The organism is Paenibacillus sp. WLX2291, assembly GCF_046603665.1.
Lineage (GTDB): Bacteria > Bacillota > Bacilli > Paenibacillales > Paenibacillaceae > Saccharibacillus.
Genome location: NZ_CP176755.1, coordinates 1,002,730 through 1,020,208, shown reverse-complemented (window position 1 = coordinate 1,020,208; position 17,479 = coordinate 1,002,730). Strand labels below are relative to the sequence as shown.

The 17,479-nt window shown below is 48.1% G+C and carries 12 protein-coding genes; 7 read left to right on the top strand and 5 right to left on the bottom strand.

From position 1 onward, the window contains the following. Positions 1–42 precede the first annotated feature (42 nt). From nrdF to nrdI, 4 genes are all read right to left on the bottom strand, one after another. A complete protein-coding gene (gene nrdF, locus ACDE64_RS04485) occupies positions 43–1,011 on the bottom strand; it encodes a class 1b ribonucleoside-diphosphate reductase subunit beta (RefSeq protein ID WP_411345291.1) in 969 nt (322 codons plus the stop codon). Positions 1,012–1,379: 368 nt separating this feature from the next. Continuing rightward, positions 1,380–1,847, bottom strand: coding sequence for a VOC family protein (locus tag ACDE64_RS04480; protein WP_411349120.1), 468 nt, complete (start codon positions 1,845–1,847; stop codon positions 1,380–1,382). Between the two features lie 74 nt (positions 1,848–1,921). Further along, complete coding sequence (gene nrdE, locus ACDE64_RS04475) at positions 1,922–4,006, bottom strand: class 1b ribonucleoside-diphosphate reductase subunit alpha (RefSeq protein ID WP_411345289.1); 2,085 nt, start codon at positions 4,004–4,006, stop codon at positions 1,922–1,924. Beyond that, positions 3,993–4,361 carry a class Ib ribonucleoside-diphosphate reductase assembly flavoprotein NrdI gene (gene nrdI, locus ACDE64_RS04470; protein ID WP_411349119.1) on the bottom strand — a complete coding sequence of 123 codons (369 nt, stop codon included), beginning with the start codon at positions 4,359–4,361 and terminating at the stop codon, positions 3,993–3,995. The genes nrdE and nrdI overlap by 14 nt, the downstream gene beginning before the upstream one ends. A 1,248-nt stretch (positions 4,362–5,609) precedes the next feature. Here nrdI and ACDE64_RS04465 point away from each other — a divergent pair. The 6 genes from ACDE64_RS04465 to ACDE64_RS04440 all read left to right on the top strand — a co-directional run bounded on the left by ACDE64_RS04465 (position 5,610) and on the right by ACDE64_RS04440 (position 12,163). Then, the gene (locus ACDE64_RS04465) at positions 5,610–6,353 is read left to right on the top strand and encodes a MarR family transcriptional regulator (RefSeq protein ID WP_411349118.1); all 744 of its coding nucleotides are present in this window, start codon (positions 5,610–5,612) and stop codon (positions 6,351–6,353) included. A 77-nt stretch (positions 6,354–6,430) separates the two neighbouring features. After that, on the top strand, positions 6,431–7,894 hold the full coding sequence (locus ACDE64_RS04460; RefSeq protein WP_411349117.1) for an aryl-sulfate sulfotransferase: 1,464 nt from the start codon (positions 6,431–6,433) through the stop codon (positions 7,892–7,894). Next, the gene (locus tag ACDE64_RS04455) at positions 7,891–8,946 is read left to right on the top strand and encodes an ABC transporter substrate-binding protein (protein WP_411349116.1); all 1,056 of its coding nucleotides are present in this window, start codon (positions 7,891–7,893) and stop codon (positions 8,944–8,946) included. The genes ACDE64_RS04460 and ACDE64_RS04455 overlap by 4 nt, the downstream gene beginning before the upstream one ends. Positions 8,947–9,261: 315 nt before the next feature. Further along, positions 9,262–10,044, top strand: coding sequence for an ABC transporter ATP-binding protein (locus ACDE64_RS04450; protein WP_411350228.1), 783 nt, complete (start codon positions 9,262–9,264; stop codon positions 10,042–10,044). Between the two features lie 15 nt (positions 10,045–10,059). After that, a complete protein-coding gene (locus ACDE64_RS04445; protein ID WP_411349115.1) occupies positions 10,060–10,854 on the top strand; it encodes an ABC transporter permease in 795 nt (264 codons plus the stop codon). Between the two features lie 226 nt (positions 10,855–11,080). Next, entirely contained in the window at positions 11,081–12,163 is a 1,083-nt protein-coding gene (locus ACDE64_RS04440; protein ID WP_411349114.1) for a glycoside hydrolase family 64 protein, read from the top strand. An 858-nt stretch (positions 12,164–13,021) separates the two neighbouring features. Here the strand turns inward: ACDE64_RS04440 and ACDE64_RS04435 are convergent. Next, positions 13,022–15,520 (bottom strand): rhamnogalacturonan lyase, encoded by a 2,499-nt coding sequence (locus ACDE64_RS04435; protein ID WP_411349113.1) that lies wholly within the window; start codon positions 15,518–15,520, stop codon positions 13,022–13,024. A 462-nt stretch (positions 15,521–15,982) separates the two neighbouring features. Between ACDE64_RS04435 and ACDE64_RS04430 the strand changes: the two genes are divergently transcribed. Next, on the top strand, positions 15,983–17,326 hold the full coding sequence (locus ACDE64_RS04430; RefSeq protein WP_411349112.1) for a nucleobase:cation symporter-2 family protein: 1,344 nt from the start codon (positions 15,983–15,985) through the stop codon (positions 17,324–17,326). Positions 17,327–17,479 lie beyond the last annotated feature (153 nt).

The following is a 17,479-nucleotide window of genomic DNA, read 5'->3' as shown; positions in this document are numbered from 1 at the left end:
GTTTTGTTTAGGTTGGAACGTGATTGTTTCTGTTTGACTGGCTTAGAAATCGAATTTGAAGTCTTCATCAGTTAGACGTTCTACGTTGATCGCGCGCACATAGCCATTACCTTTTTTGGAGAAAAAGTCATGCTGCTTCGTGTGGGTACTGATACCGTTGAACACGATTGGATTGACTTCTTCGTCCGGGAACAATGGGTCAAAGCCCAAGTTCATGAACGCTTTGTTCGCATTGTAACGCAGGAATACATTCACTTCTTCCGTCAGACCAAGCGTGTCGTATACTTCCGCCGTGTAGCCTTCTTCGTTCTCATGCAGATAACGGAAAAGCCCTTCCAGCGTCTCGTATGCATCTTTTTGCTCGTCTTCGTCCAGATCGTTGTAGATCTCTTGCGCCAGTACACCCACGTATACGCCGTGGATACTTTCGTCGCGCAGGATCAGGTCAATGATCTCGCCGCTGCATGTCATTTTGCCCTGACCTGCCAGATAGAGCGGGTAGAAGAAGCCGCTGTAGAACAGATAGCTCTCTAACAAAACCGATGCAGACATCGCCAAGAACAGCTCTTTGGGTGAGTTGATATTGGTATAATACTGACGGATCGTTTCCGCTTTGCGTTGCAGGCGCGGATGCTCTTCGACCCATTTGAAGATGTTGTCGATCTCTTCGGTCGAGGATAGCGTTGTGAAGATACTGCTGTACGATTTGGCATGGATTTGCTCCATCATCGCCATAAAGCCAAGTACGGCTTTGCGTTGCAGACCGTCTACATGCTCCAGAATTTGCGGCATGCCGATGCCGCCTTGAATCGTATCCAGCAGGGTCAGACCGCCCAGTACTTTCATGTACGTTTCGCGCTCGGCGTCGGTCAGCTGAATCCAAGACATTTTGTCGTCGGATAATGGAATCTCGTCATCCGTCCAGAACTGCATAATATTCTGGTTCCAGAACATCATTGTAAAATCGTCGTCTGGACGGTTCCAGTTTACCGCTTTGATTGGCTCACTCATCGGTTGTATGCCCCTTTCGTAATAGGCTGGCTCACAAGATCCAGCGATATATCCTGTACAATATCTCCATACAGTCTTGCTTGAATTCATTCATTTCACATCATCTATAAGCATAAATGTCATATCGTGTCTGCCCGAATCGGACGGTGAACCGTTATGTACGAATGCACAACTGCCGGATACAGCACAGCGAATGACGAACAATAATGTAGGCGACTGACGCGTAACATATTGCGCGCAGCATAAGGACAGCCTGCAAAAGAAGCCTTGAGCGTGAATGCCCGTGAGGTGCATCTAATGCAAGCTGTATTGAAATGCAATCATGATATGGATTCAGCCATTGACCTATCCAAACCTTCGTTCCTTGCTCATTGTTGAGCTTGCCGTTGGTTCCACTCATCCCATGTCATTAGCGGCTGCTCCGGTCGTGCCGGATGCGGCAGCATAGCAATCAGTTCGAGTGAATGACCGTCGGGATCGGCAAAATAGATCGAAACCGCAGGCATAAATGGAAAAACAATCAGTTCACCGACATCCTGCACCGGTTCACCGTAAAAATTCTGGGCAGCAATGCCCAATCGAGCAAGCTCGTCCGCAGCGGTATACAGTGTCTCCACATCCGTGGTGAACGCAAAATGCTGGCGCTGTACGAGCGGAGACGGATAGTTTTCACGGATGCCCAACATGGAAGTCCCCGGCTGACCGATCCAGTAAAAACGGCTTTTGCGCTGCGTATCATTATGCAAAAGAGTAACGCCCGGCAGTTGTTCATAAAACCGGGCGGACGCTTGTACATCACTTACATTGATATGCGTTTCAAAAATACCTTGTATCATAGTATGCACACTTTCTGTCGGTATGATACGGGTAGCTTGTTGTCTATCCTACCGGCGAATTACTCATTCATAGATTAGATCGAGCAGCTAATGCACTCTTCTACAGTCAGACGCTTCGTACGTGTGTAGTACAGGGATTTCAGACCTTTTTGCGCTGCATACAGGTAGTAACGTGCCAGCTGGCGTGTCGTTACATCACTGCTTACGTGCAGAACAGTCGAAATACCTTGATCCACATGCTGCTGAACTTCTGCAATCAGATCCAGTACTTTGAACTGATCCATCTGATACGCGGATTTGTAATAGAAGAAGTTATCTTGCTGCATATACGGCATTGGGTAGTATGTTGTCGAGTTCGCATACGTGCGAGTCTCAATTTGTTCAACGATTGGCATTACGCTGGAAGTCGCATTTTGGATGTACGAAATGCTTGCGGTCGGCGCAATTGCCAGACGGTACGCATGGTACAGACCGTGTTTCATTACATCAGCTTTGAGGTTTTGCCAGTCAGCTGGTGTAGGGATAGTCATGCTACCGAACAATTGTTGTACGCGTGCTGTCGTTGGACGGTAGTCAGTAGACAGGTAACGGTCGAAGTAGACGCCGCTAGCATAGTCGGATTTCTCAAAATCCATGAACGTTTGACCAGCTTCGCGCGCGATCTCCATACTTTTCTCCAACGAGTAGAAGTTCATCATCATGAAGAATGTACGAACGAAATCTTTGGCTTCGTCACTTTCATAAGCGATTTTGTTCTTCGCCAGATAGCCATGCAGGTTCATGACGCCAAGACCGACAGAACGCATCTCACGGTTTGCTTTGGCTACGCCCGGTGCATTCGCAATGTTGGTCATATCGCTGACAGCGGTCAGACCCATGATGCCTTCGTGTACGGATTCGCGGATTTTGCCTAGCTCCATCACGTTAACGATATTCAGGGAACCGAGGTTACAGCTAATATCGCGGCGGATGATATCGTCTACGCCGTAATCTTTAATTTCGGTTGTCTCCTGCAATTGGAAAATCTCGGTGCACAGGTTGGACATTTTCACCGAACCGATACTGTTCAGCGCGTGGAATTTGTTGGCATTACTTTTGTTCATAATATAAGGATAGCCGGATTCCAGCTGGATACTTGCAATCTTAGTCAGCATATCGCGTGCGCTCATGATGACTTTCTTTTTCACACGATCATCTGCCAGCAGTGTATCGTACATCTCGTCGATGTTCATATCGTCCAGATGTTTGCCGTATGCTTTGTATACGCTATATGGAGCGAATACGTGCAGCAGTTCGTTGTCCGCCGCCAGTTTGTAGAAACGGTTAGGCACGATCAGTCCGATCGACAGTGTTTTCAGACGCGTACGCTCGTCGGCGTTGATCTTTTTACTATCGAGGAACTCTAGGATATCCCAGCCGAAGATGTTGTAGTATGCAGCACCAGAGCCTTTACGTTGACCCATTTGATCGGCATAGGAGAATGCATCTTCCATCAGCTTCAGTACTGGCATGATGCCTTTGGCTGCACCTTCCACGCCTTTGATCGGCTCGCCGCGTCCGCGCAGCTTGGAGAGGTTGACCGCTACACCGCCGCCGATTTTGGACAGCTGCATGCATGTGTTCAGTACATAGTTGATCGAATTGAGGGAATCGTCCATTTCCAGCAGGAAGCACGATACCATCTCACCGCGACGACTTTTCCCAGCATTCAGGAATGTCGGGGTTGCCGGTTGCAGACGCTGCTCCATCATGGAACGTGCCAGCGTCTTGGCATTGTCGGCGTTACCGCGACCGAGATGCAGAGCCACAACAGCGACACGATCTGCATAATGCTCCAGATATTGTGCGCGATCGTTCGTTTTTACCGCATAGTCTTTGTAGAATTTGGAGGCTGCCATATAGGAAGGAAATTGGAAGTTGTAGCTGTGTGTAATCTCGTACACCTCTTCTACATCTTGTGCACCATAGTGGAGGTACATATCCTCATAATAGTCGTTGTCGATCATGTAGCGTACTTTGGACGTTGTGTCCGCGAAGCTCATGCTCTTCTCGTCAACTTCCTTCATATATTCCAGAACCGCTTCTTTATCTTTATCCAAACGGAAAAAACCGTTATCGTCGCGTTGCATTAATAGGTTGTTCAATTCAATATGCCGCAATTTTTTCTACCTCCTGTACGAATCGTTGTGCATCTCCTGTCGTGCCGGACAGTTCAAATTTGTATACGACGGGAACGTTGTAAAGTGCTGAGATCAGATCAGCGCTTTTGCCAAAGTTGTCACCCCAGTTGCGATTGCCGCTCGCTGCTACGCCGAGCATACGGTTATGGTTTCTTTCCAGAAAATGAGTCACCCGTTCCGGAATCTGACCGAAGCCAGTCGTGTAGGTGACCAATACAAAAGGTTCATTCAGTTGTAGCGCTTCTTCAATCTGTACCGCCTGCACTGATGCATGTTTCAATTTTCCGATAAACCGCCGTACATTGCCCGTCTTGGAATCGTACGCAATCAGCATGGGATGACATCTCCTTTTCAACTCAATATGTAGTATAGGTGTGCTGTACAGCTCAGCTTCCTCATCACCGGTAACAACCCGCTGAATTGCTGATTCCCCACTGTGTCAGCCGCTCTTACAAAGCATTACCCATATATTGTCCCCTAAAACATCCGTTCATCAATATATGGGAGATGTTTTTGAGTGTATACCCTATATATTGTGTTGTCAATAGCGTACGAAAGCACGAAACGTAAGTGCTGACATGATGATTTGCAGCACTTTTCCCTTTAAAAACAAGAACTATTCGGCACATATGCATCGTTGTGACTGCCGGTATGTCGTCAAAAAAATAAACTGCTTGACATACTATATATGGTTTGTTCCTTCCACCGTTTTGTCTATCATTTCCAGAACAAGAAACGTAGTCGGAACGATAACATTTTTGGACACTCAAGTATAAAACTTTACTGCTTTCGATCTAAAAAAGCAAATGAAATTTACCTCATTTTAAGAAAGTTCATAATTGAAAAAGCTTGCAACAATCTTTTTGATTTCTTGATGTCATATCGGTGCGAATGTTGCAATTGCAGATTTGTTAATGTACCGCCATTTGGGAGCGGATTCAGAAGCTTGTCTTGAAATGATGAGGATGAAAACAATCATTTTGCGATGAGAGATGTTGTATTTGTGAAAAAGATATTGAGAAGTCAGCATGGCGAGTCACGTTTCTTCTATAGAAGTCATGATTGTAGGATTGCGAGCACAAACATTGGTAGTAGGTAAGATATTTTGCTGATGCAAAAATCACTTTTTATTGAACCCCGTGTTTGGAGGGCGCAAACACTGGAGCAGTAAGATATTTTGCTCTCGCAAAAATCACTTTTCATTGAACCCCGTGTTTGAAGGGCGCAAACACTGGAATCAAAATATTTGATAGGACGTTTGTTATGTGTTTATTTTGGTGCTGTACTAAGTGCGCGAAGGTAGGCGGTATACGGCTGGATCGATGTATAGATTATTTTTATGAGTACGGTACAAGGTGCGTTCCTCATCTAAAACCTACTTTACAACCCGGAATAATTGATCATACACTGTGTTCAATCCTTCATGACTCATTATTTTAATATTCATTTGTTTAACGTTCATTTAATTATCGTTGAATGATATTCACTTTGTTATTGCTGTACTTGTACAATCTCCAATAAGGCTCTACTCCATCTACTACGGATGTTCGTTAGCGATCAATATATAGGAGGATATCTCGTCATGACACAATCGGATTTTGAATTGCTGGCGGAGGCGGATTGGTATTTCCGCAAAATGGTGCGCAAGTTTGTGAAAGAGCGTGATCGGATTACGATTGATGGCATTACGCTACCGGGAATGTTTATTTTGCACAAGATTATCGAGGATGGTGAGCAGCGGCTCGGCGATCTGGCGGATGAGCTGGATTTTACGTCCGGGGCGATTACAGCGGTAAGTGACAAGCTGGAGAAACGGCAACTCGCGATTCGTCGACGATTGCCGGAAGATCGTCGTACGGTGCTACTGACGGTAACGGAGCAAGGTCACGCCTTCTATGAACGACATCGCAATATCGGTGCGGCGTGTACGACGCTCCTCTTTGGCGAACATAGTCAGGAGGAGCTGCAACAGCAGATTGCGCTGTACCGTGAGATGACCGAGCGACTGAATGGCTTTTCACAGGCGATTCTGGAGCTGGCAGCAGCCAATGGTCAGCAGGACGAGGTAGACACACAAGTGGCAGAAGTGGCATCTATGTCTGCTTCGGCTACACAGACGGGCTCGACGCAGGCAGCAAGTTCTCATCCAACTGGAAAAGATACAGCTGGTACTGGCAACTATACAGCGACACCGGATCAGCAACAGCTGGATGCAGCAGACCAAACGACACCTCCTTCGCATGAAGCGACAACGCAGCAGGATCAATCGCACACGCCAGATAAGCGCAAGACACCGAAGACGAAACCTCGTTTTCTCAGTTATTGAGCAATATAGCTTTGGTAGCTGTTACGTTATTTTCCTAACGATGCTTACACATTGACCTTTAAAGGAGAGATTGTATTATGGGACATCCTAGCATTTATCCAACAGGCACGACGTTGTACAACCCGGACAAAGCTGCAAGTGGGTACACGATTTATCAGGCGGCGGATACAGGGGCGCTCTTGATTGATATGAGCGGACGCGAAGTACGGCTGTGGCAGGGACTGCGCGGCTTTCCGAACAAAATTTTGCCCGGTGGTCATGTGCTTGGCAGTACGGCTCAACGCGATCCACGATATTCGTTTCAGGATGAGGCGGATCTAGTACAGGTGGATTGGGATGGCAATATCGTTTGGCGCTTCAACGGTTATGAGTACATTGAAGACCCAGACAATCAACCGCAATGGATGGCGCGCACCCATCATGACTATCAGCGCGAAGGCAGCCCGGTTGGCTACTACTCGCCCGGTCAGGAGCCGAAGACCGAAGGCGGCAATACGCTGATCCTTGTCCATAAAAATGTACATCATCCCGACATCTCCGATAAGGAGCTACTGGACGACGCTATTATCGAGGTGGATGCACAAGGCAACATTGTGTGGGAATGGGTGTGCAGTGAGCATTTTGAAGAATTGGGCTTTGATGCGGCGGCACGGGAAACGCTGTACCGTGATCCGAATACGCGTTATTTTGGCGAAGCTTCCGGGGCAGGTGACTGGATGCATATCAATTCAATGTCGCTCGTTGGACCGAACAAATTTTACGATGCCGGAGATGAGCGCTTCCATCCAGACAATATTATCTGGGATGCGCGGGAGACGAATATCATTGCCATTATCGACAAAGCGACAGGCAAGATCGTCTGGCAACTTGGACCGGATTATTCATCACCGGAGCTAGAGCATATCGGCTGGATTATCGGACAGCATCACGCCCATATCATTCCAAAAGGATTGCCGGGTGAAGGCAATCTGCTCGTCTTCGATAACGGCGGCTGGGGCGGTTATGGCGAACCCAATCCATCGTCACCAGACGGGGTCAAACATGCGTTGCGCGATTATTCGCGTGTACTGGAGATCAATCCGGTCACACTGGAAATTGAATGGCAGTTTACACCGACCGAGGCAGGCTTTACGGCACCGCTCGATTCGTATCAATTTTACAGCCCATATATTAGTTCGGCACAACGTCTGGCAAATGGCAATACGCTGATCACCGAAGGCGCGGACGGGCGCATTCTGGAAGTGACTGCACAGCATGAACTGGTATGGGAATACATCTCCCCTTACAAAAATAAACGCAATTCCAATATGGTGTATCGCGCCTACAGAGTTCCATATGAATGGATTCCGCAATTGCAGCTGCCAGTAGAACAGCCTATTGAACGACTGGATGTGGCAACCTTCCGCGTACCGGGCGCAGCACCTGCGGGACGGCTAGAGGAAGATGTGGTGGCTGTTGCGGGTACACAGGAATATGGAGATGGCGCATTCTGCGTCGCGGATATTAACGAACGTCCGCGTACCGGGGAGGCGGATGCATGATGATCTCCCTTTTCTCTTCGCTCCGCCGTCGACGTGCTGGATTCAAAGGCTGGTCTGTCACGCTATCCCTGCTCCTGCTCATGTTACCATTACTCGCAGGTTGTGCACCCGGCTCTAATGGGTCGCAGCAGGTGAGCGCCGATGGCAAGCTGACACTGAATATCGCGGATACATTATCCAATCCTGTATTCCGCATCGCCAAAACAAAAGGTTTCTTCGATAAACAAGGAATTGATGCGAATATCATTACATTCGCTACACCAGCAGAAGGTATTAATTCACTTTTCATCAAGCAATCGGATGTCGCATTTGGCGCAGATTATCCCGTGCTCAATGCAGTCAGCAAAGGCGAGTACTCCATCATCGCCTCGACTGGTACAGGAACAGATGCAAATGCCGCCCAGTGGAAATTGTTCGCACGCTCCGATATTACCGAGCCGTCTCAGTTAAAAGGGAAAAAGGTGAGCTTCTTACGCGGAACCTTTTTGCCGTATCTGTGGGAATTGTATCTAACGGAAAATGGGCTGGCTGCTACCGATGTGGAGCAGATCGGTCAAGGCGGGTTTGACGAAGCATATGTAGCACTACAGAAGGGGGATATCGATGCAGCGTGGGTCACCAATGCCGCGATGCTGTCTAAGTTTGAAAAGCTGGACGGTGTGCATGAACTGAGTGATATGTCCAAAACGAGTCTACGGCTCGCTTCCGGTATGGTCGCGCCGAATGAACTGCTGCAAAACCATCCTGAAGCGGTCAAAGGGCTGCTGACTGCGATCAACGAAGCGCAGCAATTTATCGACGAGAATCCAGAGGAAACAGCGGATATTCTCTACAAAGAAGTGAAGCAACCGCGTGAATCGACGCTTGAGGATTTGAAAACCAATGCGTGGGAGCTGGGCTTCACACTAGCCGCCTACGAAAGTCTGGAAAAGCAAAAGGAATATATGGTGCGCACCGGCGTGATCAAAGCCGACTTCAAGCTGGATGACAAGCTAAATCTGACTGCCCTAGAGCAGGCACTGCCGGACTCGGTAACTTATAAAAAGCAATAACAAGCCTGTACGCTACACAATAAGCTGGCTCTACAGCAAGTAATAAGAACAATGTACAAAATAGGCAATAGCAGCCGATCTAGCCATCTATCGTATGGAGCAGAACTGAAGTAACACAGACAGCAACATCTTGTGCAACAAACCACCAGCATGAATATCAATATGCAATCAGATAGCAAACAACTGCAAAATGTATGCGACGCTTGCTCAACTTATTTTATCGTCAAAGGAGGCTCAACGATTATGCCCCTTCCCTTCTCTCGTAAGACGCGGTCGGCTTCATCGCCTACCGCCCCCATCTCGTCTGCTGCGGCTGTGCCGTCGAATGATTCTGTAGCTGGCAGTAGTACGATTACGATCCGTGAGCTGGACAAAAGTTATACGCCCCGCACCGGTGACGTGCATTATGTGCTCAAACATATTGATCTGACCGTGCGCAGCGGGGAATGCTTTATCCTGCTCGGTCCGAGTGGCTGTGGTAAGTCGACGCTGCTCAACATGATCGCTGGTTTTATATCCAAATCGTCTGGTACGCTGCAAATCGGCGACCGCGATATCGACAAGCCCGGCAGTGATCGGGCAGTCGTATTTCAGCAGGCAGATGCGTCCTTATTTCCATGGCTGACAGTTCGGCAAAATGTCGAGTTCGGATTAAAAATGAAAAAAGTACCACGTGCGCAACGCCGGGAAACTTCTGATCATTATTTGCAAATGGTTGGATTATCAGCACATGCAGACAAGTATCCGGGCGAATTGTCCGGCGGTATGAAGCAGCGGGTGCAATTGGCGCGGGTATTGACCAATGACTCGGATATTTTGCTAATGGATGAGCCGTTTGGTGCGCTGGATGCGATGACCCGGCGGACGATGCAGCGCGAGCTGGTTAACATCTGGCGGCAGACGGGTAAGACGATTATTTTCGTAACGCATGATATTCAAGAGGCGGTGCTGCTCGGTCAGCGGGTAGGTATTATGTCCGAAGGTCCCTCTGCCCACATCGCTGAGCTGTACGATATTCCGCTGGAGTATCCACGCGATCCGTCATTGCCGGAATTTTATAAACATTTGCGGCATATCCAATCCCATTTTGATGAATAACAGGCAGGTGATCTGATGACCACTCATATATTGAATCTTCTTTCGCGAAAATGGATTAGTGTGCCGTTACTGATCGTATTGGTGGTATTGATCTGGCAGGTAGCGGCATGGCAATATGGTCCAGAGATTGTACCCGGTCCGCTAGAAACATGGAATGGCGCGGTCGAGCTGGCAGCAGACGGCTCGTTATGGCAGTATATCGGGATCAGCTTTTATCGGGTGATTAGCGGCTGGCTGCTGGGTAGTCTGATCGCCATCCCGCTCGGGCTGATCATTGGCAAAGTGCGGATCATTCGGATCTTCGCAGAACCGGCGCTGCATTTTATCCGCTTTATCCCGCCGATTGCGTTCATTACGCTGTTCCTCGTCTGGTTCGGCATCGGTGAGCAGTCCAAGATCGCGCTCATCACATATGCAACGCTATTCATTGTGGTGATGAACACGCTGACTGGCGTACTGGCGGTGCAGGAGGATAAAATCCGTGCCGCTCGCAGTATGGGCGCGTCGGAGTGGCAAATTCTGCTGCATGTGATGATTCCATCGGCGGTGCCCTATATATTTACCGGCATTCGGCTCGCAATGGGTACATCCTATATGGCGATTATCGGGGCGGAAATGATCGCCGCCAACGAAGGGGTTGGCTTTCTGATCTGGAATGCACGGCTGTACTTCCGTACCGACTGGATCTTCGTCGGGCTGATCTGTCTTGGCATTATGGGCTTTACGACAGATCGGATTGTGCAATGGCTGGGGCGATTGTTTCTATCCCGTTACGGTCTGGTCGATGCCAGCCCAGTGCGCCGCGCTTAACTAATATGTATCTCTTCATCTGTATGTGCCTCTATGTGCCGCAGCCTGCTAAGATCGAGGCTGCGGTTTTGCTTGCTTCCCTTTTATTTTCTAATAACGTGAGTGATCGTACATAGCGGACATATAGATCAGGATTATCTTTCCAAATTCTATAATTTTAAATAAATACCATATAATGTATAATTAAACCGCAATATGAGAGCGTATACAAAAAAGGAGGAATTTGATGTTTCATTGGATTGGCAAATGTATTCTACTCGCAGCGCTAGTGATCGCAGGCTTTGCTTCACCGGGTCTTGTGAGTAATGTCTCTGCTGCTGCCCCTTCGGTAGGTTCGGTTCCCGCTTCATCCATTCCCGCTCCAACGGGTAGTGGCGTGATGACCTTCAAGCTGCTGAATGCAACCAATGGCGCTTATTCGGACAGTCAGGTGTATTGGGGTATTCTCGGTATCAATCCGGCGACCAAGCAGTGGAGCTACTTGACCAGCTCTGGCGAGCTGCGTCCAATCTCTGCGGCGCTGAATGACGCTTCCGGTCATCTGACCAAAAATGGTGTCAATTACGCCAACATTTACAGCACAATCGCCCAGAAGGAATGGGTGAGTCTGCCGAAAATGGATTCTGGTCGCATGTTCATCTGCGTTGGCTCTCCCTGTTATATCAAAACGTACAACGACGGCTTTGCTGGACCGGATATTAACAATCCGTCCGATCCGAATCTGAATGTGTATTTTGATTTTGTGGAGTTTACGGTAAATGATTCCGGGTATCATGGCAATACGACGCGTGTAGATGGATTCGGCTTCCCGCTGCAACATCGTCTGGTGAATCGTGCGGGCAACTATGATCGTACCGTGGGTGAACAGGAATCGGAAACACGGGCGAGTATTTTTAGCAAGTATAAGAGTGAAGTGCCCACCGCGTTCAAAGGGCTGGCAGATGTGCAAGCGCCGTACCGCATCGTAGCGCCGATTCACGGCTCGTTCAAAGCAGGTGGGGCGAATGCGAATTATTTTGCCGGCTATGCGAATTATACGACGCAGGAGATTCTGCTCTGTAATGGAGCGTTGCAGGAATCACCTGGCATTTGCTCGGCGATCAATCGGCATGTGTATGGCAATCAGGCAGATTGGAACAATGTAGCGGCGTATTACAAAGCGGCTCCGGCGAATTATTACGCGAAGTTCTGGCATGATCATAGTATTGGCGGGCTGGCGTATGGGTTTGCTTATGATGATTATAATCAGCAGGCGGCTTATCTTGAGGTGGGTGATCCGAAAGGGTTGATTGTTCGAGTGGGCTGGTAGATGTTCATTGTTTGCTGTTTTTAAGTTTTGCATGTAAATGACTGAAGAGGTGGTTGTGCAGCAAGCACTCCGAAAAGGAATACGGGAACGGACTCCGGTGGAGCTACGAGAATCTACGGATTAGGATTGCATGTAGATTCTCGCACCTCCAAATAGGTAAGATATTTTGCTTCGCAAAAATCACTTTTTATTGAACCTCGTGTTTGAACATCGCAAACACTGTAAGTCGTTCCTTTTCCCTTATTTCCTTTTCTCCGTTACGTGCAAGTTGCAGCATATAGAATTGCTTCTATTATTAGCAATCATGTATGGAGACAGCAAAGGGCAAACCAGTGGTGATGATTTGCCTCTTAGGATTACATACATATGCGTAGTATGAAGCATATTCGCCATTTCCTGCTGATTCAGGTCCTTATCTTCTCTCAAATCGCGTATACGTTTGTACATTTCACATCACCATAAATCATCATATTTTATGCGAAAACTGCATATTGATTTTTATGCGTTTTTCGCATGAAAATGAAATCATAATCTAGAATGATGAGGTGAATGTATGAGTGGATTAATCGAAAATATGTATTATGCTTATTTTAGTCAACAACGAAAACATATAGTGTCCAGCGAAATGAATTCTATTCAGTCAAAAATAAGCTTACCTCTCACACTTCTTCAAAGCACACTCAACGACTCACAATTGCAAATAAAAGGAACGTATCCGTTGTGGATACGTTCCTTTTCATGTTCTACTATGCTACGCAATCTATCGTTCGCATGCCTTAGTACTATAATAGAAGACGATATTACATAAAAGAGAGATTGTAGTAGTAGAAGCTCACTTGGCTGCAACCTTACTCTTCGTTATTTCCCTCGACCCGGCGCGGTATAATTCGGTACTGGCACCTTCGACCAGTCCATATCCGAGGCAAAGTAGAAGCTTGGATAGCTCGGCTGGTTGTACGTCGTATTCTGACGTGAAATCCCGGTGCGATACTGCACATCGTGCATCAGAGTATACAGCTTGTGGTTCGTCACATCTGTACTCAGGTAGATGCGGATTGCCGAACTGTCTGCTGTACGCAGCAGCAATTCTTCACGCCAGTCGCCGAAAATGTCTGCTACGAGCGAAGGATTGCCTTTTGTTCCGTTATTGGACAGCGTGCCGGTCGCGACCAGTGCTGTGCCTTTTTGCCAGTCTTGAATCGATGGTGTAACATCCTGCGAACCGTCAACGATTTGGGTGGTCAGTTGTGGACTCCATTTGATATTCATATTGGTGCCCGGATAGCTCTTACCGATTAGGCTGCCGTCGGCGGTGCGCAGATCGGTTGCCCATGTTTCCAGCCCCGGACGAGACGGATCGATATCGCCGATCATGCCGCGACCAGTGTCCTTGCCGGTATATGCGCCATAGATAACTTTACCGGTTGCCGCATCGCGCAGCGCGTAACCGTAAGGCGCATACGTCGCTGCTTCGTGTACCATGTAGATTTCCATACCCGGACGATTCGGATCAATGTCGGTTACATGCAAGGCGTCGCCGTGTCCCAATTTGGCAATCTGACCCGGAATCGCGCTGCCTGCTGGCATCACGTCCTTGGAGCTGTACAGCAGGGTACCATCATGATCAACCGTACCGGAGCCGTATACAATCTCGTCCTTACCATCTCCATCTACATCCGCGGCAGTCAACGAATGAGCGCCTTGCCCAGCGAGCGGTCCCAGATCTGGGTCGGTGCCGTCGCGTCCATGCGGACCGTCGTTGAATGGATTGGTCATAATCGCCCAGCCAGTGTCAGCAGTCCAGTCTTTGCTTAGCTTTTTGCCATCCCAGCTATACGAAACTAGCGCGGCTCGTGTGTAGTATCCACGGGCAAATACAGCGGATGGCGTTCTCCCATTGACATAGGCGACCGTCGCTAGAAAACGATCGACCCGATTACCCGGCTCAATCCGATTCATCGCATAATCACCCCACATGAGTCCATCGTCATACCGCTCTGGCTCGTAACGTACGGTCTGCTCTTCTTTGCCAGTACGTCCTTCAAATACTGTCAAATACTCCGGTCCACTTACAATGAAGCCTTCAAAGTCGCGCAGATCGTTGCGTGTGCTTCGTGACGGTGCATACACGTCGATAAAATAATCTGCCAGCGCTTTTGCATCGTTCAGCGATAACGGATACGAATACTTCGGCGCTATGCCAAATGCCTCTTCCAGCGTCTTCGGCCAATGCCCATTTTTCACTTCAGGATGCTCACTCCAGCCCTGAAACATCTGCACTACATGATTGTAATAGTCCTCACTGCTCATCCGGTAATCGTCGGTATTGGCATATCCTGCTTGCCGATCTTCTTTCGGCAGCGAAATGTAGCGCTCTGATACGACATTGCCGCGTGCTCCATAGCGGGTAATCTTCGTCCCTGGCGCCGTTTTCATCATCATCTCGGCTTTGCCATCGCCGTCAAAGTCATACACGAGAAACTGAGTATAGTGCGCGCCGGAGCGAATATTCACGCCTAGATCGATCCGATACAGCAGTGTGCCATCCAGTCGGTACGCATCAATATACGTATTGCCGGTATAGCCTTTCTGCGATACGTCCTTCGCATTGGACGGATACCACTTTACAAAATATTCGTATTCCCCGTCACCATCCACATCACCCACACTCATATCATTGGCGGAATAACTGTACACTTCGCCTGCTGGCGTGATACCATCCGCTGGCTTTTGCAGCGGCAGATCGTAATACGTATCATTCCAAACGGAAACTGGTGCGCTCAGCTTATTTTTGTCCGGCTTGAGCAGGCTGGCAGCGGAGACGCCATGTGCTGCCGCCGTCTGTTCTACCGTTTGACCGCTGCCCGATGAGATGCCGTATGTAGCAGAAGTGACCTCGGTAGACGTGGATAATGCTGCATTGGCATCATCTTCATATACCGATTCCGTCGCTGTAGCAGATGGATGCGAGCGAGCAGGAATCGCCAGTAAACGATACCGATCCTGTGCCTTCCCTTTTGTATCCAGATAGTTCGTACTGTCACTAACTACCGTTACAAACTGACCATTCCGATACACAGCAAAATCCGTTCCAGTCAACCCTGTCTTGGAATACCCATTCACCTCATTACCTAGCAGCCGCCAACTGAGAAAATTACCATCTGTCGTATGCGCAGCAACGAGTCCACGATCCAGATATTCCAGCTGTACCTTCTGCTGCTTGCCTTGCCCATGGGCGGACAGTGCTGCATCGCTTGTGTCATCTGCTGCGGTAACCCCACCTGCTGGTACAACAAGTGCGATACCCAGTGCAACAGTCAGCAAGCGAGTTGTCAAAGCATACTGCTTTTTGATCACATGATTCACTCCCTGTTCATTCGTGATTTTGATAACGCTTACATATTGTGATTGCCTCTTTATTATAGAATTCCATTTATGTTAACGTGTTCAAAAATCAGATTGAACTGTTTAAATACCCGTCTGTTTCGATGATCGTTCTACATTTTATACGAGAATTGTTCACATGTATGAATAGGATGCTGTCTTGATGTATATATCGCTCAACGCTGCGTTAAAGCAACTACTTCTCCCAAGTAAATGAGTTTAAAATTCACCTTGTGTAATATTAACTAACATAATAATCATATTTCTGCATAAAATCCGAACTTTTAATTATATTTTTTTACAAATGTTAAGAATAATACTCTGCAAAATACCAAAATACTCCTATGATAACACTAATGCCAGCAAATACAGATATATTTTCTAACATAAGCATACAACGATACAATCATACTTATATTCAAAGGGGAGTTATGTATGGAAAACAAAGTAAGCGGCGGTAAAATCTTTTCGCTCGGATTGCAACACGTATTAGCAATGTACGCCGGTGCTATTCTCGTACCATTGCTTGTCGGACGTGCCTTGAATCTGACGACAGAACAACTGTCCTATCTCGTCGCCATCGATCTGCTCACCTGCGGTATTGCTACGCTACTGCAAGCATGGAAGACCAAATATCTCGGCATCGGCTTGCCGGTTATGCTCGGCAGCTCCTTTGTCGCGATTACGCCAATGATCGGAATCGGCAATCAATACGGTCTGGCATCCGTTTATGGTGCGATTATTGCCGCCGGATTATTCGTTGCGATATTCGCCGGATTGTTCGGTAAAATTATCAAGCTGTTCCCGCCAGTTGTAACCGGAACGGTCGTTACAGTGATCGGGCTTTCCCTTGTTCCAACAGGTATTCGTAATATGGCAGGCGGTGCCAACAATGACGACTTCGGCAGCTTACAAAACTTCCTGCTCTCCTTTGGCGTACTGGCATTGATTTTGTTGATTAACCGCTTCTTTACCGGTTTTATGCGTTCGCTATCCGTGCTGATCGGTATTATCGTTGGTACACTGGCTGCTGCGCTGCTTGGTAAAGTCAATCTAAGTGCCGTGATGGAAGCATCGTGGTTCCATCTGCCGCAATTTTTCGCTTTCGGTCTGCCGGAGTTCAAAATCGCTCCCATTCTCACCATGATCATCGTCTGTATGGTCATTATCGTTGAATCGACGGGCGTATTCCTCGCTCTCGGTCGTGTCTGCGATCAGAAGCTGACACCGCAGGATATGACGCGCGGTTATCGCACTGAAGGAATCGCGATCATGCTGGGTGGATTGTTCAATGCGTTTCCGTATAATACCTTTGCGCAAAATGTCGGTCTGGTCGAGTTGTCTCGTGTCAAAACGCGCAACGTCATCTTTATGGCATCCGGTATTCTCATGGTGCTCGGTTTGGTTCCGAAAATCGCTGCGCTGGCAACGATCATCCCGCCTGCTGTACTCGGCGGTGCAACAGTCGTATTGTTCGGTATGGTCATCGCGTCTGGCATTCGTATGCTAACCGAAGTGGATTTCAAAGATCAGCGCAATCTGCTAGTCGTTGCCTGCTCCATCTCGCTCGGCATCGGCGCAACCGTAGTGCCAGAGCTGTTCGCCGGGTTACCAGCTTCGCTGCGCATCATCGTCAGCGATGGCACGATTACCGGCAGCTTGTCGGCAATTGTATTGAATGTATTTTTCAACATGACATCTCGGCGCAAGATCGAAGCGGCACCTGTTCATTCACATGGGATATCGGAAACTACCGTTGCACGTGAGCAAATTTCTTAATCCAGCCAATCTTGAATCGTAATGAAACGTAGCCTAGAACATAACGATTCCGTTGCTTGCTTCTACCGTTTGTACTCCCTCTAAGGAAAAGCCGTCCCAAGCGACCGCCGATATGGTATAATCACCACTATTGACAGTTAACAGGAGGCACAC